Source organism: Paenibacillus aestuarii (assembly GCF_027789125.1).
Lineage (GTDB): Bacteria > Bacillota > Bacilli > Paenibacillales > NBRC-103111 > Paenibacillus_E > Paenibacillus_E aestuarii.
Window position 1 is genome coordinate 17030 of record NZ_JAQFVF010000072.1, and the last position, 24451, is coordinate 41480.

The window sequence follows — 24451 nt, forward strand, 5'->3', positions numbered from 1 at the left end:
GTGTAACAATGACTTCAACATTTCATGGGATAGAAACCGCCAAGAGGAGCTTATTTACTCAACAAGCAGCATTAAATACAACAGGTCATAATATAGCGAATGCAAATACTGAAGGATTTTCAAGGCAAGTTGTTAATATGAACGCTTCTATACCTATTGAGTACCCTGGTTTAAACAAATCTAATATGCCTGGACAACTTGGTACTGGTGTAGAGTTCAGTTCAATAACTCGTATTCGAGAAGCATTTTTGGATGATCAATATCGAAATGAAAACAAGTCGCTAGGCAGTTGGGAAGTACAGTCAGATACGCTGGATAAATTGCAAACGATCATGAATGAGCCATCAGATTCCGGTCTACGCACTGTTCTCGACAATTTCTGGAAGTCATGGTCTGATTTGAGCAAAGACCCAGAGAATGTGACTGGTCGCAAGATCGTACGCGAGAATGCGATTGCTCTAACTGACGCTATGAACCAAGTCAGTAAACAGTTGAGTGATCTAGGTAATGACTTAACGTCTAATATCGATGTGAAAGTAAATGAAATAAACTCCTCAATCACAACAATTGCTAATTTAAATCAGGAAATTCAACGCATTGAAGGATTAGGCGATGACGCTAACGATTTAAGAGATCAACGGGATTTGCTGACCGATAAGTTGTCCAAAATCGCCAACATAACGGTAACCAACACACAGCAAGGTTATAACATATCGATTGGCAGTATTAACTTGGTAACCGGAGGCACAACGACACCAACTTCAGCGGACGCACTTCAAGCAGCTTTCAATAACGGGGATGGTACTGGAAATTTAAAAAGCGGTGAGATATTTGGTATGATGCTTTCCCGAGACAAATATGTAGCGGACTACCAGAATCAATTAGATACATTGGCTAATACGCTTGCTAATGGCGACCTTACGGTTACTATTCCTGCAGGGTCAGTGATTCCTGAAGGTACCATCTTGAACGGGACAACCTACTCGAATGCCAATGGTAACAGAGAGCTAACTTCCGATCTTACAGTGACGGTAAAAGGTATTAACGGTCTTCATAAATTGGGATATACGTTCGACACACCAGCCAAACAAGGAGTAGACTTCTTTACCTCTACATCGGGAACGGTAACAGCGGCTAGCATTCAGCTGAATCCAGCCATTGCTGCAGACGCCAGCTTAATTGCAACATCGTTAAGAACGACCGGAACTGGTAACAGTGAAACAGCAGTTAAAGGAAATAATACATTGGCCATGTTATTCGGGGGCTTGAAGGATACAACTTTTTCATTTAGCGGTACGAGCAATGGGGTAACAAAGGGAACCATTGATGACTACTTCCAATCAATTGTTGGGCAATTAGGTGTTCAAGGTCAGGAAGCGCAGCGGCAACTTACGAATCAACAGACATTAGTCGATCAAGTCGATTCCCGCCGTCAGTCTGTAAGTGGAGTTTCCTTGGATGAGGAAATGACAAACTTGATCAAGTTCCAACATGCTTATGGTGCAGCATCTCGCTTCATGACAACATATGATCAGATCTTGGATAAACTCATTAATGGAACGGGACAAGTAGGGCGTTAATAGAAGATAGGAGGGGACATCATTGGCATTAAGAGTAACGCAAGGCATGATGCATACACAACTGCTTAGAAATGTGAATAATAATCTAGATCGTATGAATACAAACCAAAATGTTTTAGCTACTGGAAGAAAAATTAATCGTCCGTCGGATGATCCTGTTGGCATTACTTATGCGCTTCGATACCGTAGTGAACTTTCCATGAATGAGCAATACCAAAAGAATATCGATGCGGCAAAATCTTTTGTTGATCATACTGATACGACATTATCGCAATTGACAGAGGTTCTTCAGCGTGCTACTGAATTGACAAACCAGGGTGTGAACGGCTCCAACCCTCAGACAGCACTAGATGCCATTGCCAAAGAAATGGGGCAGCTTTATGAGCAAGCAGTAACCATTGGTAATGACCAGATTAACGGCAAGTCGACCTTCAATGGTCAAATGACGGACAAAACGCCTTACTCTGTCGCGAATGCAGACCAAGAGCAAACAGATACACAACAAGTTGTATATCAATTCTCGGCTGGCGTAACCATCCCTATTAACGTAACGGGTAATGAGGTGTTTGGTTCGCCTAATCCAGCTCCGCCGGCAACGCCTACTACCCCGGATAATCTATTCACTGTATTGAAAGGTTTACAGAATGCGTTTTCTTCTGGAGATCAAACACAAGCAAGAAGTTTAATGGATCAATTAGAAAGTAGATTGAATAAAGTCTTGGATGTGCGCGCAGATGTTGGCGCGAGAGCTAATCGTATCGACCTTATGCAGACGCGAATTGAAGATATGGGAACAAATATCACAGAGCTGGATTCCAAGACGGAAGATGCAGACATGGCTGCTACGATTACACAGCTACAACAGGATCAGAACGTTTATCAAGCCTCTTTGTCAGTCGGGGCCAAAATTATTCAGCCGAGCTTAATGGATTATCTCAAATAATCTGTAGGAGGTATACCTTTGGAGCTTTCAAGGCTGTCTATTCATCAAACCAATGCTCAAATTGGAGTTCAGACGCAACCCTCAAGCTTTGACGTTCAAAAGCAAGATGGATTTATGTCAATTGAGCAGCCATCGGCCAAAATGGAAATACATTCGCACCTGGGTGAGCTGAGTATCGACTCTTCAGCTGCTTGGGCGGCATTAGGGAAAGGCTCGAACCTGGAGTGGTCAAGTTCTATTTACAGCCAGGGAAAGAATATTGCCCTTCAAGCTATTGCTAAGACGGTAGAGAGGGGCCATAGAATGGCACAAATCACAAACCCTCAGAACCCTTTTGCTGAGTTCGCGAAGGAAGATCTTAAGCAGAGAGATCCTGTTGAATATGCGGGATCCCCATCGTATTCTAACGTGAAGGTTCACTATGAGGCGCGTTCGCCCGATATTAACATTGAACCGCAAAAAACCGAGATCCAATACACACCTACTAAACTGGATGTTCAATATCGTCCAGGCTCCGTCGAGGTATATTTAAAGCAAAAGAATTCGATTGATATCGATGTAAGTCCATATAACTGGTATAAATAATAAATATTTGAAAATGCTATGGCGTAAGCTATAGCATTGTCTGCTTTAAGGAGGAGTTATAAGTGCTTAGTTTTATACAAAAAAGAACGATCCAATTGAATGGAAGCATTCTGGGGTTTGAAGAGTGCAATCAATTTTCCATTGACGTTATTGAAGATAATCATGAGTTCGCTTATTTGCAAAGCTTAGAGCAAGAACATGTCAGTTTTTTAGTCGTATCTCCGTTTAGCTTCCATCCGGACTACTCCATTGAATTAGAGGAAAAGGATCGCAAGGCTCTAAATATTGAGACGCATGAGGATGTTGTCGTTCTCTCTATAGTGACGGTATCTGAACCATTTCCTGCATCAACTATAAATTTGCTTGCACCGGTCATTTTTAATATTAAGAATGGACAAGGGAAGCAAATCGTTCTTCCTCCCAAATACAAGTACGGTACAAAAGAACCTTTGTTTGAAGAACTCCATGTAGAAAGTGGTGAATAAAGTTTGCTGATCTTAAGTAGAAAAAAAGGGCAGTCCATCATCATCAACAATCAAATTGAAATTATCATTTCATCCATAGATGGAGAACAAGTGAAGGTTGGCATTAAAGCCCCAAATGACATTAACGTCTTACGTAAAGAAGTTTATGAAGCGGTGCAAGAGAGTAATAAAAATGCACTAAAAGCGAATATAAACCTGAATGAACTGAAAAATTTGCCTAAAATCAACAAAAAGTGAAGCAAATCATATTCCCCCGACAAAATATTTGAAAAAATAGTAGATGACTATAAACAAATTGAGACTTACTGCCGATATATGTTATGTAAGGCAAACAGCCTAATCCACAAGGAAGTGGAGATTTAACATTCAGGGAGGAATTCTCAATGTCTACTATTATTAACCACAATCTTAGCGCAATGAACGCGCACCGTAACCTGTCTTTCAACGACACGCAACAAAGCAAATCCGCTGAGAAGCTATCTTCCGGTTTGCGTATTAACCGTGCAGCTGACGATGCAGCAGGTCTTTCGATCTCTGAGAAAATGCGCGCACAAATCAAATCCTTGAACCAAGCAGAACGTAATGCGCAAGACGGCGTATCCCTTGTACAAACTGCAGAGGGCGCAATGAATGAAGTTTCCGACATGCTGACTCGTATGAAGGAACTTGCAACTCAAGCTTCCAACGGTACTTACAACGCTTCCGACTTGGCAGCTATGGACAATGAGTATCAAAAACTTGCAGCTACTATTACTAACGACATTCCTAGCAACACGAAGTTCAATGGTATTAACTTGTTGAACGGTAACAGCGACGTGGCTATTCAAACTGGTGACAATTCGAGCGACACAGTTTCGATTAAATTGTCGAGTGTTAACCTTACTTCCATCAGCTTTGGTAGCTTGACTGGTGGCGGTGCGGCTTCTGAGTTGGCTGCTGTAGATACAGCAATCGGAACTGTTAACACTGCTCGTTCTGAGCTGGGTGCTACGCAAAACCAATTGGAGCACAGAATCAACAACATTGCTTCTACATCCGAGAACCTTCAAGGTGCGGAATCCCGTATCCGTGATACGGATATGGCAAGTGAAATGATGAAGTACAGCAAGTACAACATTCTTCAACAAGCTTCTACTTCGATGTTGGCTCAAGCTAACCAAAACCCGCAAGGCGTTCTGCAATTGTTGCGTTAATAATTTTAACTGGAAGAAGCCCATTGAATTTCAATGGGTTTTTTTATTTGCTAGGGATGGTTGTGCTTGTTAGAATAACTAACCAAGTAAATGATTTTATGAAGCGGCACAGAAACTTTCGACAAAATACCTGATAATTTATAGATGACTATAAACAAATTGAGACTTACTGCCGATATATGTTATGTAAGGCAAACAGCCTAATCCACAAGGAAGTGGAGATTTAAAATTCAGGGAGGAATTCTCGATGTCTACTATTATTAACCACAATCTTAGCGCAATGAACGCACACCGTAACCTGTCTTTCAACGACACGCAACAAAGCAAATCCGCTGAGAAGCTATCTTCCGGTTTGCGTATTAACCGTGCAGCTGACGATGCAGCAGGTCTTTCGATCTCTGAGAAAATGCGCGCACAAATCAAATCTTTGAATCAAGCAGAACGTAATGCGCAAGACGGCGTGTCCCTTGTACAAACTGCAGAGGGCGCAATGAACGAAGTTTCCGACATGCTGACTCGTATGAAGGAGCTTGCAACTCAAGCATCCAACGGTACTTACAACGCTTCCGACTTGGCAGCTATGGACAATGAGTATCAAAAACTTGCGGCTACTATTACTAACGACATTCCTAGCAACACGAAGTTCAATGGTATTAACTTGCTGAACGGTAACAGCGACGTAGCTATTCAAACTGGTGACAATTCCAGTGACCAAGTTACGATTAAATTGTCGAGCGTTAACCTTACTTCTATCAGCTTTGGTAGCTTGACAGGTGGCGGCGCGGCTTCTGAGTTGTCTGCTGTAGATACAGCGATCGGAACTGTGAACACTGCTCGTTCTGAGCTGGGTGCTACGCAAAACCAATTGGAGCACAGAATCAACAACATTGCTTCGACATCCGAGAACCTTCAAGGGGCTGAATCCCGTATCCGTGACACAGATATGGCGAGCGAAATGATGAAGTACAGCAAGTACAACATTCTTCAACAAGCTTCTACTTCGATGTTGGCTCAAGCCAACCAAAACCCGCAAGGCGTTCTGCAATTGTTGCGTTAATTTTATTTGGAAAAAGCCCGTTGAATATCAATCAATGGGCTTTTTTACTTACGGAGGATGGTTATGCTTGTTAGCGTATGTATGATTGTTCGAAATGAAGAGAGCAACCTCGAACGTGCTTTGAACAGCATTCCGAAATCATACGAGAAGATCGTTATTGATACAGGTTCAACTGACAATTCAAAAGAAGTAGCAAGAAGTCTGGGAGCTCGCGTTTATGACTACACATGGATAGATGATTTTGCAGCTGCGAGAAATTATAGCCTTTCACAAGCGTCTGGGACGTACATTTTAGTCATGGATGCGGATGAGGAGCTTTCAAGCGAAATTGAGATTCAAGTTGAACAATTCGTTTCACAATACCCTGACGCAGCAGGGACGGTAAATATACTAAATAAGATTAAAGATGAAGTGCACAAACACCGGATGGTTCGTTTTTTTCCTAATAATAAGACTTATATGTTTAGCGGAATTGTTCATGAAACGTTATACCAGCATGGACAACCAACCGGCTTTGTATCGTCCGAACTAACAATTTACCATTATGGATATCAAGAAGAGCTGTATTCAAATGGTGTAAAGGTAGATAGATACCTAAATTTATATAATAAGCACCTAGAGAAAGATCCTTACGATGGATATATGGTATACCAGTTGGCGAAGCTGCATTACTCACAGAAAGAGCTAGGCAGGGCTCTAGAAGCGCTTGAGCGTTGTCTCGAGATTAATCAGAGGGAGCGGTTATACTATCCTGTCATGGTCGTTATGCTTGGCTATGTACTGAAGGACATGGGGCAAAGCAAGCTTGCTTGGGATCTGCTTGAACCCTTACAGGCCGAATTTCCTTACTTTCCGGATCTGCCATTTTTACTAGGCTTACTGGCGATGGAAACAGGTAAAATCAATAATATTGAAGCTTGCTATATGAGAGCTTTGGAAATTGGAGAGACGACCAAATATTCATCGGTGGATGGCGTGGGTTCTTATAAATCCGAATATAACTTGGCTGTTTACTACGAAGTAACAGGTAATTTAAATATGGCATTGCAATATTATAAGAAAGCGGCGGCAGCGCAATACTTGCCGGCACAAGAAAGATTATTAAAATTAGCTTAATACTCTAAAAAAAGCAATTGAAAATTACGATATACTTTCTAAGAGATCTACTAAAGGAGAGGTATCGTTTATGCAAATTCATTCAAATGGTTTGAGTTCAAATGGAATTACTGGTGCAGGCTCAGCTGCTAAAGGTGACGGGGGCATATCGGATAATAGCAGCGGCATTATTCAGTCATCTGTAACGTTAAAAGGACAACCTGCTTATAAGCTAACTAGTGCGGAGCAAGCGATCTTAAAGGCAGTTGAACGGGCTAATAAAGCCAGCGCGGGGGAACTAAGCCATACTGAATACAGAATGCACAAAAACAGTAATGATATTGTTGTAAGGCTTGTAGATACAGCAACGAACAATGTCATCCACGAATACCCTTCAGAGAAAATACTGGATATGTTAGATAAATTCATGGAGATTAACGGCAAGGTGATTGATGAAAGGAGATAGAGTAGAATGAATAACCGAGCGCAAACTATCTATCAAAATACCCAGATTAATACGGCTCATCCTGGTGAACTTACCCTAATGCTGTTTAATGGTTGTATAAAGTTCATGAAGTTGGCTATGGAGAATATAAATAATAATGATATTGAAGGAAGACATAATCATATTCAACGGTCATTGAATATTATTGATGAGCTTCAGATTACGCTGGATATGAAATATGAGATTTCGCACAATTTATACAGTTTGTATAGATTTATGAAAGAAAAGCTAATTGAAGCTAACATCAAGGCAAGTACGGAGAGCTTACAGGTGTCTCTTGATCTAATGACAGAGCTTCGGGATACTTGGGCTCAAGCAGTTAAACTAGCGAAGTCAGGGCAAAAGGCAAGCGTATGAGCATAACACAAGAGGTGCTAGATCAGCTTCTTAGCATGAAGGAAGCTGCTCAGGAGATTTTATTATTGGATTTTGAAGACGAGAATTCTCTAGCAAAGTTAGAGCTATTACAAGAGATGCAAGACGATGCAAGAGGTCAAATCGATCAGATTCGTTCTCGCAGCTCAGTACTTGTTAAGAATGGTTTGGAAGATATAATTTCAGAATGTATAGAATTGGAAATGAAAGTTAAAGATAAATTAGAGAATTACAGGGATAAAGTGGATAAGACGATGCAAGAGCTGAAAAATGCGCAATTTATAAGAAGTAAATATAATGTGGTTTATGCTCAGACAGAAGGTTACTTCTTGGATCAGCATAAGTAGAGATATTTAATATTCCCCTTACGGTAGACAGTGTTAAAAGAGTTCATGAACGATGAACAGAACACTGCAGGCTGAAGGGGATTTTTGTTGTGTCGGTCTATTCAGATCTTGAAGATAGGAGAGGCTAGAGAGAGTTTTTCGCTAACTAGAGGTCTTAGAGTATCACTAAGGTCACTGAAGCTGATACGTAGTTAGAATAGTGCGACTAACAAAATAGCGACCGCTCTCAAATTGAAGGTTAGGAAAGCGATCGCCACATAAGCTAAATTTATAGTTTTTGCAAGTAGGCCATCTGCGAGTTGCTTTTGCCAATAGCGTTATCCATATTCGTAAATGTCGTCACATAGCGTTTATATTCTAGATCGAGTCGTGACTCTGCAGTTGATATCTGTGATTCCAAAGTCTGCGCTTGATATCCAAGAGAGTAGATTGGTGAATCGTACGAAGACCCATTGCTACCTGCCCTTTTGACAATACTACTGACCGAGTCAAGAATAGAAGAGTTTAATTTTTGGGCAGTATTTTGCATAATTGAAATGACTTCGTTAGGGTTAGAAGCTAAAGCTGCTTGCAATTTATTTGTATCAACTACTAGCTTGCCGGCATTAGCTTGATCGTTAGCATTATAAGCCTGTGTTGTAATACCGATATCGTATAGCGCACGGTAAGTTGTATTGCCAGGAGCAGTCTGATACACGGTCGACCGGAAGTTATTATAAGTCTGCTTCAAAATGTCGTCATCTTTTAACAGACCGCTTTGAGCTAGAGCGTTATACTGGCTTAATTGATTTTCAGTCATCACAGAGCTTTGATCGTCTGTTAATGGCGGATATCCTCTGTAGGTGGGCTCACTTATTTTAGTAGAAATTTTATTAATCAACGTATTATAGTTATTAACGAAATCTGTAATTTGCTTCGTTAGAGCTGTTGTATCGTTGGCAACGCTGACTGTAGTGCTGCCCTGGCTGACCAAATTATAGGTAACCCCGCCAAAAGTAAAGTTATTGCTACTTTGGCTTGTTGTCGTCCCGTCAATTGTAACATTAGCATCTGTGCCTTTTACGGTAGTTGCCGTGTTTATTTTTAGAGCGGCAAGTAAGCCTTTGTCTCCAGTAGCGTCCCAAGAAATCTGTGCACTTTGACCTGTGTTTTTTGTTGTAACAACCACTTTGTCACTTGTAGCGTCGTATGACATCGTTACATTAGCCGCGGATTGATTTACTTTAGATATTAACGAATTTAGGGTATCTACGGTAGGGTCAAACGAGATGGTTTGACCGTTGATTTGAAATGATCCGGAACTTGTTAAAGTAGAACTTATTTTGCCGGCCGTTGCTTGTGAAGCTAAAGTAGCCGTTGGATCAAATTTATAAGCCTGTCCACCACTTTGGAAACCGAGATCAGATGTTAGGCTAGAACCACTCGTTGCACTGATCTTTACTTGCGGTATTGCGCCTGATCCAAAAGGCGTAATTGAAAGCTGATTGCTTGAGTCAGCACTGACAATGGCCGTGTTAGCTCCAAAAGCTTGATCAACAGCACTTTGTACAGCTTTAGATAGTTCAGAGGTTCCACCGGTTGCTGTGTTGCTATAAGTTCCAGCCGCAACCGTGATGTTCTTAGTTACACCGTTTACAGTGAGGTTAAATTGGTTATTGGTAGAGGTTACAGTAAGACTGCCTACAGCTGATCCGGTCAATCCTGGGGAAGCAGTAATGCCGGCTGTTGAATTTACGGATGCGCCGCTGGCTAGAGTATTTACGGTAACCGTATGAGTTGCGTTAGGAGTGCCCGCAGTAGCTGTTGCCGTTACTTTGGTTGGATCATTCGATGTCGCTGTCTGTGCTTGCCAACCCGTACTATATTGTAAATTGGTAATTTGTCCTTGAAAAGCAGTAAGTGAAGTATTAATGGAGCGATAGGCGTCTTGCTTCCATTGATTCACCTGTAACTTCTGCTGAAGCGGGATGCGTTTTTGAGCATTACTGGCTTGCATGAGTTGATTAATCATGGATGAAAGATCCATGCCGGAATTTACACCCATTGTGCTAGGAGCGGTTCCCCACGTATTTAAACCTATTCGTATAGTCATATTTAGACAAACCTCCTTATTATTTATTGCCCTTGTTTAACCTATATACCGTATTTATCGGCATTTTAAGTAAAATTCTGTATACCAGAACGAGAACAGGAGGTTATATAAAATAATAATTTTATATTCGTTCATAATTTGATCGATCTTATGAAGGGAAGATCCTTATAGCGAGGGAAGTTGTCGATAAATTGTTGATTATAAGCTTTTTTCTTAGAATCATTTGCAGCGTGCTTGCTATAGAGAGCATATAAAGCCATGTTATTAGGTTGCAGACCAAGCGCTCTTTCTAGAAATGCCAACCCATTCTCTATGTCACCTTGGTTAAAGTGGAGGTAGGATAGATTTTCATACCCAGTAGCATGAAGCAGGTCCTCCTTTAAGAGAATCGAGTAGTAGTCTATGGCAAGATCTAGCTGTTGAATGGAGTAAAAATGATCTGCAACTCGATTAATGATATCTGGGTTCGATAGATGGGTCATTAGCAAGTCAAATGCTTCAAAAGATTGTACTTCAAATAATTTCACCAGAAGCTCAGTGAATGAAGCTGAGTCTTCGTCGGTAATCGCCACTGGATCTGCACCATTAAACACTGCTAGGATCGATTGTGTAATTTTATATAAAGAGTGTTCTAGCTGGATGTTGAATCTTTTAATGTATTCAGGAAGTCTCCAGGTTGCAATAGCAACCAGCAAAAATTTGTAAACCGGAGATTTTGAATCAGGTGTATCTCCTATGCTGTCAAGTATTTGATTGAATAGAGAGATATCGTGGGTTAGCAAAGCATAATTAAGCAGTTGTTCTTTTTCCAGCGCAATGTCTAATCTTTCAATTCGCTGATAATAATATTTGGCCAGATCGGTCGAAGCGGCTAACACGGATATCTGAAACATCAATGATAGATTAGCTTGATGCTGTGATGGATATAGCTTTTCAAAGAACGTAATCATGGATTCTGCTGATTCAGATTTTGAAAGGACTTGAATAAGTTTGTATAATACGGCAGTATCTCTAGGTGTGCTGTTTAGAACTTTGGTAAAGTAAAAAACAGCTTGAGCTAAGTTGTTCTCCTTGAGATATATTTGTGCAAGATATCGTGATGGATAGACGATCGACAAATGGGGCTTAACAAGGGTAGTTTGTTTTCCGCTTGAACCAGCTTCCTCACCGATTTGAATTGCCGCAAGGTAGTTTTCTTTTGCTAAATCATCGAAACCGAATTTGTTGTAAATATAACCGGTATAGGCATAGTAATCACTAAATTGTCCCCAACGCTGCAACCCTGTTTGGATTAACTCAAAGGCTTTGCTGTAGTCTTCAACAATGAAATAGTTATTTATCAAATAATCCATGCAAATAGGAATCCAATTCAGGTTAGGATCTGATTGTTTATACGCCCGTTGGTAATAGTCAATAGCCTTGTTGTGATCGCCAGTTTTAGCGTACTCGTTAGCTAATGTAAAGAAATGATAGGGATCATTCTTTTCCGTATCCAAATCCATTTTTTCAAATATTTCTAAATTTCTTTTAGACTTTTCTTTCCTTGTCACGGTCTCGTCTGTATAACCGGAATGATAGATCGTAAAGGCGAATGAGTCTTGATGGAAATCTCCGCTATCAATTGTCAATTGTTCATGAATAGGCTTTGTATAGTAAATTCCATTGAAGTTAGAGAAAATACGCGGTCCAGATGACTCAAGTAGACCTTTCATGTTACTTTCATTTTCACCAAAAATGTTCATGATTGGTAATATTAAATAACGCGGAATTGTAGAGTCAATTCCCAAAAGAAATTGTTTAAGTTTGCTATGCTGTTCTTTTTGTACATATTCGTCAGCATCTAGAACAAGTATCCATGTGCCCGTTGCCTTTGAAAGAGATTCATTTCTCGCCGCTGCGAAGTCTTTGGTCCAAACAAAATCAGAAATTTTTGCCCCGAATCTGGCTGCAATATCTTTGGTAGAGTCGGTTGACCCCGTATCTACAATAATAATCTCATCGACAAGTCCTTGTACACTTTCGAGGCAACGGCCTAAGGTTTGTTCCTCATCCTTGACAATCATGCATAGAGACAACAATTTATCCATAGATTCTCCTAATACGCTGTTATATTTACTGAATTTGATTAGCAAAAATAAAGTTAAGGCTCTTATATAACGGAAACCTGTCCTCAAATTGTTCTTTATAAGCTTTTCTTTTGATTTCATCTGTAGCAAATCTGTTGTATATGCCATACAAGGCAATATTAGCTGGAGTTAACTCTAAAGCTTTCTCGAGAAAAGCTAAGCCTTGTTCAATATCGTTTTGATTAAAGTGCAGATGAGCTAGATTTTCATAACCGGTCACATGCAACAAATCATTCTCTAACAAGATTGAGTAATAATCGATAGCCAATTGAAGCTGGTTAGCGTCATAAAACCGATCAGCAACCAAATTAATGATGGCTGGACTCGAAAAGTGACTCATAAGAAGGTCAAATGCTTCGAATGCTTGCAACTCAAACAGTCTGATTAGAAGATCTGTAAAAATCGCGGAGTCCTCATCTGTAATGGATGTTGGTTCTGTTCCACTCAAAAGTACTAAGACAGATTGAGAAACTCTAAATAAGTGATGATTCTCTGGGATGTCAAGCTTTTTATAGTGTTCTGTATTTCCCCATGTGATGACAGCAAGCAATAAAATTTTATGAATCAAAGATTCAGCTGGAATGGGGCTATTTACTTGTTGAAGAACGCGATTGAATAATAATAAGTCCTTCGTTAATAATGCATAATCAAGCATCTCAGTATCACCTAATTGGATCCCGACATTCTCAATTTTTTGAAAATAATAAGCTGCGAGCTCGCTTGAGGCGGACACGACAGAGATTCGAAATAGCAAGAGTAAGTTTGAGCTATTATCTAATGGGTAGAGCTTTTCTAAGAATGTGATAATCGATGAAGCGTTCTCCGATTGCAAGAGAATAGACATGAGCTTGTGCAAGGCTGTAGCGTCTTGAGGTGTGCTATTTATAATTTTAGTCAAATAAAAAACCGTTCTATCTATATTTTTGCCTATTTGAAAAATATTGGCGAGTTTCTGATAGGGGAATACATTTGAAAGATGAAACTGGAAAATTGCCGCAGGTTGACCCAATCTACTCGCGTTCTCTCCTATGTTGATTGCTTCGAGATACTTTTCTTTGGCCAAGTCGTAGCAACCAAAGGATTCATAAAGATACCCGAGCATTGTATGATAATCGCTATAATTTCCCCAGCGCTGAAGGCCAAATTGAATGAATTGAAGGGCTTTGCTGCAATCACCGATCAATAAATAATTACTAACCAGGGCATCTACACAGGCTGGCATCCAAGCTTCGATCGACTTTCCCTGGTTGTAAGCTTTCTCATAATAATAAAGAGCTCTTTTAGGGTTCCCTGCATTCCTGTATTCGTTACCTAGCGTATAACAATAATAAGCATCCAATTTTTGTTTCTTCTGACGTATTCCCTCAAAAATCTCCATATTCCTTTTCGACTTATCTTTTCTTGTCACAGTCTCTACTGTATAGCCAGAATGGTAGATGGTAAATTGAATGTTTGAATATTTTAATTTCCCATTATCAATAGTTAATTGTTCATGAATGGGCCTTGTATAATAAATGCCTTTGTTGTTTGGAAAAAGGCGAGGTGCAGAGGACTCAAACATTCCGCTAATTTTACTTTCATTCTCGCCTGCTATGTTCATGACCTTAAGAAGGAAACACTGTAAGCTAGAAGGATCTACGGTTGAAAGAAAGTCTCTGAATTTGTCGTGTTCCTCTTTTTGGACAAATTCATCAGCGTCTAAAACAAGTATCCATTGACCCGTAGCCTTCTGTATGGATGCATTCCTGGCGGCGGAGAAGTCCTTAGTCCACTCAAAGTCATAAATTATTGCTCCGAATCTACTAGCGATTTCTTTTGTTGAATCGGTCGATCCTGTATCTACGATAATAATTTCATCGACCAAACCTTGTACACTTTCAAGACATCTGGCTAGAGTAAGCTCTTCATTTTTTACGATCATACAAAGAGAAATTAATGTATCCATGGATCCTCCAAAGAAAATCTGTCTAGTTAGTTAATTTTATAGTATTTATAGGTATATTATCGACATTTGGGGAGAGCTTTTATAGATCTTTCTCTAGGTTATGATTAAATGATTTATGAATGCCCTTCCAGGGTTGAAAGTGTGCTTCTCACAAATACTTTACCAGATCTAACAATGTTCTTTATTGTAGCCGATATAACTTAATGTGATTAAATTAGTATAATTTCACCGCTTGACAAGTTGGCAAGGCAATCACTTTGCAAATATAAAGCATTTGAATAAAAGAATGCTTTGAGAGTTACTTGCCTTATATAGTGAAGAGCCGGTGAGATAATTTATTATTGTCAATCTCATACAAAGGTGAGGGTTTAATATGAATGTGATCTCCCAGATTCAGGACTATATTAGTAATAACGAGATTGAAAATGCCTATCAGCTAATAATAGACTATGAAAATGAGTATAATCAAGATGCCCTTTTTTGGATGTCGAAAGCAAATCTGTGTATCAAACTCAAGATGTATCATACGGCTTATGATTGTTTAAGGTCAGCGATGGCATTAGAGTCTTATGACCCTAGTATTTACTTCAATATGGCGTATGTTTGCGAGTGCATGCAAATGTTCAGTGAAGCTGCTTTATACTATGGTATGGCATCCAAACACACAGAAGATGAGCAGTTGAAACAAGAGATCGATGATATATATTCCTCAAATGAACAATTCACATATATAAAAAACATTGCATCTTCAAACAAAAAACGCACATACTTAATTCTCTCATCTTGTGGGTGGGGGGATGTCTTACAAAGGATGCATCATATAGCGCGATCACTTGTTAAATTTGGTAATGATGTAATATATGTATCAGCTCCTAGCGTAGTAGATTCAAATAGTAATAATATAAGTGTGGATGAATTAGTAAATTATACTTTAGAACATAAACGAGTAGTAGATGGGGTTGCAATATATGATCCATTTAGAGTTAGATTTCAAGGAAAAGTTCTCTTTAGTAATTTTGACAAGTTGGTTCAGGCTTTACTAGATAATAAAACAGATTCTCATGAGACCATTATCATTACTTATTTACCTTACCAAATCGAAACGATTAAAAAATTGAATGGAGATTTTAAAGTCATTTATGAATGTGTTGATGATCATAATGACTTGGAATATGCATTCTGGGGACATAAGAAAGACCTAGTTTGGGAACAGGAACTAATGGATAAAGCACATGCAGTTACCACGACTGCAGTTTCTTTATATTTGCAGCGTACTATCGTTGAAGGAAGGAACAATATATTTTTATCAAGAAATGCAGTGAATGAATTTGATTTCTTGAAAGATGAGGAAGATACGATCCCAGAGGATCTTAAGGATATCCCGGAGCCAAGAGTTGTTTATTCAGGGGCAATCTTTCAGTGGTTTGACGTAGATTTGTTTTATAGCCTTGTGAAGGATAATCCAGACAAGTCTTTTGTCGTCATTGGATTTGGACAAAATGATTTATTGAAAGAAAAGTGTAAGAATCTTTATTTCCTTGGAGTAAAAAAGCATCAAGAGCTTAAGAGTTATTTAAGGCATATGCAAGTAGGGATAATTCCGTTTAGAGATAATATCGATATCGTTATTCATTGTGATCCAATTAAACAGTATGAGTATCTTGCATGTGGGTTGCCAGTGGTAGCAACTTATATGCCGGAAACTGTAATCGACAAAAAATTTACGTTTCTTGCAGGCACTGTAGAAGAGTTTAATGATGCTCTAAGTAGAGCTTTAGCTTTAAATGTTAATCAAAAAGAAATTAGCGAATTCATCCTCGCAAATTCATGGAATGCTCGAGCTGCTTTGTTATGTGAGATTTCTGGCCAGTTAGAAGATTACCCAATGGAGGCAAGACTGGATGAGGTCCAGGTAAGTATTCGATCCGCCTTAGATGAATACAAACACCCGAATGTTGAAATATTACATGCAATTGCAAGCAGGAAGCGCAATCAGGAAATGTTTTTGAATGAGGTAAGACGCCTATACTATCAATCCCAAACCAAGTTTATTACTAGACATTTTTTAGCCGCGTTGCTTCTCGATAATAAAAGGGACGAATTTTGGGATGTTATTGAAAAGTCAGGCGTAAATGAATTGTATTTATTGGTTGAAATGCGTCATCGAAAAGAACAGTCAATTGAAAGTTATTCTGAAATATTGGAGCGTTTTATTACCAAAGAATTTAGCCAAATTGAACGGCTTCTGAATCAAATTCAGAATAGTGAAGATAAAAAGTTATTTTTAGGAGCATATCTGTTTAATATAGGTGCTTATCAAGAAGCACATAACGAACTAATAAGTATTTCAGATAAGAATGCTAATAGTTCACCGTTAGCCTGCTACTTGCTAGCGAGTTTGATGAAGTTGCGTGGTGATGAGGAAAGGCATGATAAATTCAAGGAGAAATATAAGAAATATGAACAAAAGTATATAACGCATTATAGTAAAAGTGAAGAGTTATTTGGATCTCTTCCCAATATAAAACTAGATCCATTTATAAGCATTTTAGTACCAACAAGAAATGCGGCCGAGGTAATAAAATACACTTTAAAGACTTGCGTTGAACAAGAATATAACAATTATGAAATTATCGTGAGTGATAACAGTTCGCTAGGAAATGATGAAACCAAGAAGGTCGTTGAAGAGATAAACAGCAATAAGATCAAGTATTATAGAACGCCAGAAGAATATGCAATGGTCGAGAATTTTGAACATGCATATAACAAATCTAGCGGTGAATATCTGATAATTATTGGCTCAGATGACGGATTAATGCTGCACAGTCTCAACACATTATCTGAAATTATAAAGCAAATGAAAAATCCACTATCTATATCATGGGAAGCTGTTGCTTATGGTTGGCCTAAAGTAGCAATTAATAGTATAAGAAATGGTTTGTTTATCCCTTATCCAACGCAAAAAGGAAATATAAATTGCGACTACCTTGACCAATCCATGCTTAAGTCGGTACTCAATTTCGAGCAAAGATATAGTGTATTGCCCATGTTCTATTACAATTCTATTATTAAAAGGGAATTGGCTGAGGAAGTTAAGAAATTAACGGGTAAAGTGTTCATAGCTAATTCGCCGGATGTGTATACAGGAATGGTATTTGCATATCTTCAGAAAAAATATTTATATATTAACATGCCTATGACGATTGGCGGGTCATCTGAAAGAAGCAACGGAATTAATGTGGGTCGGTTGCTGTATAAACAACAAGAAAGTGGAAATGATGTGTTTTTTGAGGTTCAAAAAATTAAAAACCTAAATCAAGATCTTCATTCTTTCCATGCCCCTTACTTTGCTGCAGAAGAATCCGCAGTAGCAATGTGTAGTGCTATAGCAAAACAAGTGTTTAATATTAGTGGAAATGATTTCGATATAAATAGAAGGAATTTCTATAAAAAATGCACAAGTCATCTATTCGCAGACAATGATCTTGAAATAAAGATGACCGAGTTATACGAGTGTATAAAATCTTATGGCGATCCTTCTATAATTAAATGGTACGAAAGTGAGTTTTTTTATAACAATAATTTTAAAGGTTACTCGAACAATCGAGACAACGTAATGGTCGCAGGATTCAAAAAAAATGGCGGATTGGTTATTGATGCTTCCAGATTCGGAGTAAGGGATGTCTTTGGGGCCGCTCATTTATACCGTAGTATTGTTGGATATTAATAAGGAAGTGATTCATAAAATGAAAGCCGTTATTTTAGCGGGAGGTTTTGGTACTAGGATAAGCGAGGAAGCGCATTTAAGACCAAAACCTATGATTGAGATAGGTGGTAAGCCTGTTCTTTGGCATATTATGAAGATTTATTCACATTACGGAATCAACGATTTTATCATTTGTCTCGGGTATAAAGGTTATTTAATTAAAGAATATTTCGCTAACTATTATCTTCACTTATCAGATGTAACCTTCGATATGCGTAACAACAATATGCAGATTCACAATAACTACAGTGAACCTTGGCGGGTAACTCTGATTGACACTGGACTGGAAACTATGACAGGTGGACGGTTAAAGAGGATAAAGGACTACATCGATAATGAGACCTTCTGTTTTACGTATGGTGACGGGGTTAGTGATGTGAATATTGCTGAACTTATTGAGTTTCATCGAAACAGTAATACATCGGCAACACTTACTGCGGTTCAGCCTCCCGGACGTTTTGGTGCTTTAGATTTTGTTCAGAACCGAATTTCTAGTTTTGAAGAAAAGCCTCAAGGAGATGGTAGCTGGGTAAATGGTGGTTTCTTTGTCCTTGAGCCCATTGCACTAGATCGGATTTCTGGTGATATGACAGTTTGGGAGCGAGAGCCTTTGGAGGGATTAGCTAGAGACAATGAGCTATCCGCTTTTAAACACACAGGTTTTTGGCAACCGATGGATACATTAAGGGATAAGGTAAAGCTTGAAGAACTATGGGTCTCTGGTAAAGCGCCATGGAAGGTGTGGGAATAGCGATGTCATTTTGGTATGGGAAGAGAGTGTTGATAACAGGGCATACTGGATTTAAAGGGAGTTGGCTGTCACTGTGGCTTCAACGGATGGGTGCAGAGGTGGTTGGTTACTCTGCCGCACCCCCGACCATTCCTAATATGTATTCTCAGGTGAGGGTTGGGGATCATATGATGTCAATTTACGGCGATATTCGGGACCTTCAGCAGTTACAAGATACAATAAGGCGGTATGACCCGGAAATTATCTTTCACCTAGCAGCACAATCGCTTGTCCGCGAGTCCTACTTAAACCCATTAGAGACATTTTCAACGAATATCATGGGGACAGTTAATTTATTCGAGGCCTCGCGTTCTGCCAACAATTTACGCGTTCTGATTAATGTAACTAGTGATAAGTGTTATGAAAACAATGAATGGTCACGAGGATACAGGGAATCAGACCCGATGGGCGGGCATGATCCATATAGTGCAAGCAAAGGGTGCGCAGAGTTGATTACTTCTTCCTATCGGCGTTCCTATTTCTCGCAAGGCGAACATTCCCATCATATTTCGGTGTCTAGTGTAAGAGCAGGTAATGTAATAGGAGGCGGGGATTGGGCCAAGGATCGGCTCATCCCTGATATTATCCGATCTATTCAGTCGCGGCAGCCGTTGCTCATAAGAAATCCATCAGCCATTAGACCATGGCAGCATGTTTTGGAGCCTATTAATGGATATCTATTATTAGCCCAGAAAATGTGGGAGCATGGAACAGTGTTCGGTGATGCATGGAATTTTGGGCCAAATGAAGGTGACGCCTTATCTGTAAGCTCACTGCTTGAGATATTTTCTCGGACATGGGATGAAAAACTGTCTGTTCATGTATGCGAAGGAACTCACAATCCCCATGAAGCTGGATTGCTGAATCTCGACTGTTCCAAAGCAACTCATCAGCTAGGATGGAGACCATATCTGCCTGTACGGAATGCTGTCGAATGGTTAACAAACTGGTATCGGGCGTATTTCCAGGAGGAAGATTTACGAGAGACAACAATAAAACAGATTGCTCGTTACGAAGAGATTATAAAGGAGTCAAACCTATGAAGGGATACTACTGCCGATTTTGCGGAGAACTTTTAACACAAAGCTTTGTTGATTTGGGAATGTCACCTCTATCGAATTCCTATATCAAGCCGGACTTAGCGCATGCAAAGGAAAGTTTTTATCCACTTCACGTACATGTTTGTGAACATTGTTATTTAGTTCAGCTTGAAGAGTTTGAGACACCGGATAATATCTTTCAGGATTACGCGTATTTCAGTTCTTATTCTGAAAGCTGGCTTCAGCATGCGGAACGCTATGTGAACAAGATGACATCTGAGTATCAAATAAACCGAAACAGTTTGGTTGTTGAAATTGCTAGTAATGATGGTTATTTATTGCAATATTTCAATAAGAATGAGGTGCCTGTGTTAGGCATAGAACCGGCTAAGAATGTATCCAAGGTAGCAATTGACAAAGGGATTCCGACGATAACCGAGTTCTTTGGGAAGAATCTGGCGTTGCAATTGCGAGAACAAGGCCGACAGGCTGATTTGGTATTAGGTAATAACGTGTTGGCCCACGTACCATCCGTCAATGATTTTGTAGCAGGTATGAAAGTGCTGCTGAAGTCTTCAGGGATCATTACGTTGGAGTTTCCACATTTGTTGAAGTTAATAGAACAGATCCAATTTGACACGATATATCATGAGCATTTCTCCTATTTCTCTCTTACGACGGTGGATAAGATTTTTCGAGCCCACGGATTGCGGGTATTTGATGTAGAAGAAATTACGACTCATGGAGGTTCCTTGCGTGTCTATGCAAAGCATGAGGGTGATAATAGACCTATTAAACATTCGGTCCAGGAATTATTGATACGCGAAGAGAGTGCTGGACTATTAAATATAGAAACCTATGCAAAATTCGGTGAGCAGGTAAAGAGGGTTAAGCGAGAACTTCTGACATGCCTGATTCAAGTCAAGGATGAGGGTAAATCTATTGTGGGATACGGTGCTCCGGCCAAGGGCAATACCTTGCTAAATTACTGCGGAATTGCAAGGGATTTTATTGAGTATACCGTGGACCGAAATCCATATAAACAAGGGACACTACTACCGGGTACTCACATTCCAATTTATGATCCCGCACAAATTAAGTTAACAAGACCGGATTATGTGTTGATCCTTCCTTGGAACCTTAAGGAAGAAATCATGGATCAATTATCTTTCATTCGAAATTGGAGTGGGAAATTTATCATTCCTATTCCGAACGTTTTGGTGGTATAAGATGGTTTTCCAGGAAACTTACTTGTCAGGGGCTTTTGTTATAAGAGTGGAACCGATCGAAGATGATCGCGGACATTTTGCCCGAGTATGGTGTCGCGATGAATTTCTCAAGCATGGATTGAACGCAGATTTAGTCCAATGCAATGTCTCTTTTAATAAGAAGCAAGGAACTCTGCGCGGTATGCATTATCAAGTCGCTCCGTATGAAGAAGATAAATTGGTTCGCTGTACCCGAGGTGCGATCTATGATGTTATCATCGACCTGCGTCCGGAATCAACAACATATAGAAAATGGTTTGCGGTTGAATTAAGCGAGAAAAATCGTAAAATGCTATACATTCCTAAAGGGTTTGCTCATGGATTTCAGACGCTGGAAGATAACACAGAAGTCTTCTATCAAATGAGTGAATTTTATCAACCCGACTACGCGCGTGGAGTAAGGTGGAATGACCCCATTGTTGGTATTGTATGGCCGCAGTTGAATCCGATTATATCTGACAAAGATAAGGGAATATCAGAGTTGATAATATAAGGAGAGTTTGTGATGGAATTAAAATCGATACTATCCAAGGATCAAGTAAACCAATTTTTCAAAGATGGATTTCTGAAAATAGAATCTTTTTATGATAAGCAAAAAGATATTGAGCCTATTCAATACCATATATATTGTATTATTGGTTTGCTGTTAAAAAAGTATAACATAGATTTCCAACAATTGCCATATTCATCTCTCGATTTTGATTCCGGATATCAGGAGTTGATTGCGGCCGATAGAAAGATTGGCGGTGAGGTTTATGATGCATTAAAACATGTTCCTTCCTTTTTGCGGCTCGTATGTAATGAGAAACACGATGCAATTGTGGCTCAATTACGCCAAACTACGCTTCCTGGTATTGCAAATGGAGGTTATGGGATTCGCATAGATAATCCAAAAGAGGAAAAGTATAGGGCTGGATGGCATCAAGATTATACTTCTCAGTTCCGAAGTCTAGATGGGATTGTGTTTTGGAGTCCATTAATAAAAATAACAGAGGAGTTGGGGCCAGTACAACTTTGTACGGGGTCACACAAAGATGGTTTAGTCCCAGTACATGCGCAGGATCCCAGGTATCCAGATAAATCTGGCGCATATGGTTTAGTATTTAAGGATGAAGCGAATTTGGTTAGGCGATATCCGATAGCAGCCCCCTTGTCAGAACCCGGGGATCTTATTTTAATTGATTATCAAACCATTCATGCATCTGGGTATAACAATTCGAATCGATCCAGATGGTCAATGCAGATGAGATATTTTAATTATGAGGAACCTACAGGAATTCGGATTGGCTGGAAAGGATCATTTGCTGCCGGAAATGCTATTAAGGAGATACACCCTGAATTAATGTTCTAATGTAAGGGGGAATTCTGTGAATACTTGTAATATTTGTGGAAATTATATTGATGATCCTGTCTATACCTCATCTAATTCAATTTCAATTACATCATTATGTGAAGTTGTAAAAATAGATACAAAAGTATACTTTTGTAATGTTTGCGGTCATCTCGGGAACGAAGCAATAAGCAATTTAGATGATTACTATGATCATAACTATAAATTGTTAGTAAATAGCGAAGAAGAAGATCAGCTTTACGATGTCGTGAATAATCAAAAGGTTTATAGAACAGAACACCAAGTTATGACTTTGCTTAGGAAGTTGAATATATCTGAGGGTGCCAAAGTTCTTGATTATGGCTGTGCAAAAGGTGCGACATTAAGGGAACTTGTCAAAATTAGACCGGATATCACGCCATATCTTTTTGACGTTAGCAAGGATTATATTCCATATTGGAGTAAGTTTGTAAATTCTAACAATTGGGCCGTCTATCAACTTAAGACGTCTTGGTGGGGAAACTTTGAGCTCATCACATCATTCTTTTCATTAGAGCACGTAGCAAAACCCAGAGAATTTATTGAGAATATTGCAGAATTACTAATGGAAGATGGTACCTTTTATTGCATAATTCCTAATGTATATGCTAATATAGCAGATTTTATAGTCGTCGATCATGTTAACCATTTTTCTTCTGAATCTATTAGATTTTTATTTGAAACGTGTGGCTTAAAAGTTATTGAGATTGACGAGTTCTCACATAATGGTGCATTTGTTATCGTCGCCAAAAAACAAGCGAATAAAGCGGAATACATACCAATTGATAGAAACATAGAAGTTTTGCTGCAAAACAAGGTTCATGATATAGCAGAATATTGGAAACAAACTTCAATAAGGATACAGGAGTTCGAGTCGATGCAGTCAGATAATCAAACGGCAGCTATATACGGATCCGGATTCTATGGGACTTTTATTTTTACTTGTTTAAAAAATACATCAAAAATAAAATATTTTATTGATCAGAATTCTTTCGTACAAGGAAAACAGATTTTTGGAAAAAAAATAATTCCTCCTAATGAATTAGAGGATCAATGTAAAGTAATCTATGTCGGCCTTAACCCATTGAGAGCAGCGTCTATAATTAACTCTATAAGTTCATGGAAGGATAAGAAGTATACGATTTTCTATCCAATGGCAAAATGTCCTTGAAGTCATCCAGGAGGTTTTATGAGAATTGGTATAATTGGTTCGGCCGGTGGAAGTGCCTTTGATGAGATTGTAAAAATATTAAATGAAGTCTCACCAGGTGAACATGAATTCTTTGTTGTTACTGACAGAGAATGTTCGCTGGAATTAAAATGCAAGTTCCATAAAATCCCTTGTAAGAGGATTGAGGATTCTGATAACTATTACTTCTCAGAAAAAGCCAAAAAACATTTTGATCAAATCGGTCAGATTGATTTTGTGTTGCTGTTTTTCTCTAGATTAGTTACGGAAGTATTGTTTACTAATTATGTTACATTCAATATCCACCCATCTTTACTACCCGCTTTTAAGGGTATGAGTGCGGCAAGAAAAATGATATCTAGTAGTGTGAAATTTATTGGGGCTACACTGCACTTAGTAGATGAGACGATAGATATGGGTCCAATAATTGCCCAACTTTCTATGCCAGTATCATCAAAACTTAATGAGAATTTATTGAACAAATACTCATTTATTCATAAAGTTTATTTAGGTTTATTAGCTATCGAGTTGTTAGAAACTAAATCCATAAACATTTCGAGACAATCGAAGGGGATTTTTTATTCAAAAGAGTTGCCATATACGGACCGATGCAATCCAAGCTTAGCTAACCTTGAATTAATTCAAGCTGTTAAGAGACTTCAAGATGAAGTGAATGTTGAGGTGATTTTTTGACTAAGATT

Annotated in this window: 22 protein-coding genes; 19 read left to right on the forward strand and 3 right to left on the reverse strand. The window is 39.0% G+C overall.

The window, feature by feature from the left end:
• Positions 1-8 precede the first annotated feature (8 nt).
• The 11 genes from flgK (at position 9) to O9139_RS25430 (ending at position 8165) form a co-directional block, all read left to right on the forward strand.
• Positions 9-1580 (forward strand): flagellar hook-associated protein FlgK, encoded by a 1572-nt coding sequence (gene flgK, locus O9139_RS25380; RefSeq protein WP_270884554.1) that lies wholly within the window; start codon positions 9-11, stop codon positions 1578-1580.
• Positions 1581-1602: 22 nt separating this feature from the next.
• Complete coding sequence (flgL, locus tag O9139_RS25385; RefSeq protein ID WP_270884555.1) at positions 1603-2523, forward strand: flagellar hook-associated protein FlgL; 921 nt, start codon at positions 1603-1605, stop codon at positions 2521-2523.
• An 18-nt stretch (positions 2524-2541) separates the two neighbouring features.
• Positions 2542-3108, forward strand: a complete 567-nt coding sequence (locus O9139_RS25390) for a DUF6470 family protein (protein ID WP_270884556.1) — start codon at positions 2542-2544, stop codon at positions 3106-3108.
• A gap of 62 nt (positions 3109-3170) precedes the next feature.
• The gene (gene fliW, locus O9139_RS25395) at positions 3171-3593 is read left to right on the forward strand and encodes a flagellar assembly protein FliW (protein ID WP_270884557.1); all 423 of its coding nucleotides are present in this window, start codon (positions 3171-3173) and stop codon (positions 3591-3593) included.
• A gap of 3 nt (positions 3594-3596) precedes the next feature.
• Positions 3597-3830 (forward strand): carbon storage regulator CsrA, encoded by a 234-nt coding sequence (gene csrA, locus O9139_RS25400; RefSeq protein WP_270884558.1) that lies wholly within the window; start codon positions 3597-3599, stop codon positions 3828-3830.
• Between the two features lie 146 nt (positions 3831-3976).
• Positions 3977-4786 carry a flagellin N-terminal helical domain-containing protein gene (locus tag O9139_RS25405; RefSeq protein ID WP_270884559.1) on the forward strand — a complete coding sequence of 270 codons (810 nt, stop codon included), beginning with the start codon at positions 3977-3979 and terminating at the stop codon, positions 4784-4786.
• 247 nt (positions 4787-5033) lie between these two features.
• On the forward strand, positions 5034-5843 hold the full coding sequence (locus O9139_RS25410) for a flagellin N-terminal helical domain-containing protein (protein ID WP_270884560.1): 810 nt from the start codon (positions 5034-5036) through the stop codon (positions 5841-5843).
• Between the two features lie 63 nt (positions 5844-5906).
• Entirely contained in the window at positions 5907-6959 is a 1053-nt protein-coding gene (locus O9139_RS25415; protein WP_270884561.1) for a tetratricopeptide repeat-containing glycosyltransferase family 2 protein, read from the forward strand.
• 70 nt (positions 6960-7029) lie between these two features.
• Positions 7030-7404, forward strand: a complete 375-nt coding sequence (locus tag O9139_RS25420) for a flagellar protein FlaG (RefSeq protein ID WP_270884562.1) — start codon at positions 7030-7032, stop codon at positions 7402-7404.
• A gap of 6 nt (positions 7405-7410) precedes the next feature.
• Positions 7411-7800, forward strand: a complete 390-nt coding sequence (gene fliS, locus O9139_RS25425; RefSeq protein ID WP_270884563.1) for a flagellar export chaperone FliS — start codon at positions 7411-7413, stop codon at positions 7798-7800.
• Positions 7797-8165: a hypothetical protein gene (locus tag O9139_RS25430; protein ID WP_270884564.1), complete on the forward strand. Its 369-nt coding sequence runs from the start codon at positions 7797-7799 to the stop codon at positions 8163-8165. The genes fliS and O9139_RS25430 overlap by 4 nt, the downstream gene beginning before the upstream one ends.
• Before the next feature lie 268 nt (positions 8166-8433).
• On the opposite strand, the gene fliD is transcribed toward O9139_RS25430, so the two are convergent.
• The 3 genes from fliD to O9139_RS25445 form a co-directional block, all read right to left on the reverse strand.
• Positions 8434-10257, reverse strand: coding sequence for a flagellar filament capping protein FliD (gene fliD / locus O9139_RS25435; RefSeq protein ID WP_270884565.1), 1824 nt, complete (start codon positions 10255-10257; stop codon positions 8434-8436).
• A 131-nt stretch (positions 10258-10388) separates the two neighbouring features.
• Positions 10389-12344 carry a tetratricopeptide repeat-containing glycosyltransferase family 2 protein gene (locus tag O9139_RS25440; RefSeq protein WP_270884566.1) on the reverse strand — a complete coding sequence of 652 codons (1956 nt, stop codon included), beginning with the start codon at positions 12342-12344 and terminating at the stop codon, positions 10389-10391.
• 25 nt (positions 12345-12369) lie between these two features.
• Entirely contained in the window at positions 12370-14328 is a 1959-nt protein-coding gene (locus tag O9139_RS25445) for a tetratricopeptide repeat-containing glycosyltransferase family 2 protein (RefSeq protein ID WP_270884567.1), read from the reverse strand.
• 373 nt (positions 14329-14701) lie between these two features.
• On the opposite strand from O9139_RS25445, the gene O9139_RS25450 reads away from it, so the two are divergent.
• Genes O9139_RS25450 through O9139_RS25485 form a run of 8 tightly spaced genes read left to right on the forward strand, consistent with a single transcriptional unit; the run spans position 14702 to position 24443 of the window.
• Positions 14702-18055: a glycosyltransferase gene (locus tag O9139_RS25450; RefSeq protein WP_270884568.1), complete on the forward strand. Its 3354-nt coding sequence runs from the start codon at positions 14702-14704 to the stop codon at positions 18053-18055.
• A gap of 19 nt (positions 18056-18074) precedes the next feature.
• Positions 18075-18845: a glucose-1-phosphate cytidylyltransferase gene (rfbF, locus tag O9139_RS25455; RefSeq protein ID WP_270884569.1), complete on the forward strand. Its 771-nt coding sequence runs from the start codon at positions 18075-18077 to the stop codon at positions 18843-18845.
• Between the two features lie 2 nt (positions 18846-18847).
• Positions 18848-19927, forward strand: coding sequence for a CDP-glucose 4,6-dehydratase (gene rfbG, locus O9139_RS25460; protein ID WP_270884570.1), 1080 nt, complete (start codon positions 18848-18850; stop codon positions 19925-19927).
• On the forward strand, positions 19924-21153 hold the full coding sequence (locus O9139_RS25465) for a class I SAM-dependent methyltransferase (RefSeq protein ID WP_270884571.1): 1230 nt from the start codon (positions 19924-19926) through the stop codon (positions 21151-21153). Before rfbG ends, O9139_RS25465 begins: the two co-directional genes overlap by 4 nt.
• Position 21154: 1 nt before the next feature.
• The gene (rfbC, locus tag O9139_RS25470) at positions 21155-21685 is read left to right on the forward strand and encodes a dTDP-4-dehydrorhamnose 3,5-epimerase (protein ID WP_270884572.1); all 531 of its coding nucleotides are present in this window, start codon (positions 21155-21157) and stop codon (positions 21683-21685) included.
• A 12-nt stretch (positions 21686-21697) separates the two neighbouring features.
• Positions 21698-22543: a phytanoyl-CoA dioxygenase family protein gene (locus O9139_RS25475; RefSeq protein ID WP_270884573.1), complete on the forward strand. Its 846-nt coding sequence runs from the start codon at positions 21698-21700 to the stop codon at positions 22541-22543.
• Between the two features lie 16 nt (positions 22544-22559).
• A complete protein-coding gene (locus tag O9139_RS25480) occupies positions 22560-23732 on the forward strand; it encodes a class I SAM-dependent methyltransferase (protein ID WP_270884574.1) in 1173 nt (390 codons plus the stop codon).
• An 18-nt stretch (positions 23733-23750) separates the two neighbouring features.
• Positions 23751-24443, forward strand: a complete 693-nt coding sequence (locus O9139_RS25485) for a formyltransferase family protein (protein ID WP_270884575.1) — start codon at positions 23751-23753, stop codon at positions 24441-24443.
• Positions 24444-24451 lie beyond the last annotated feature (8 nt).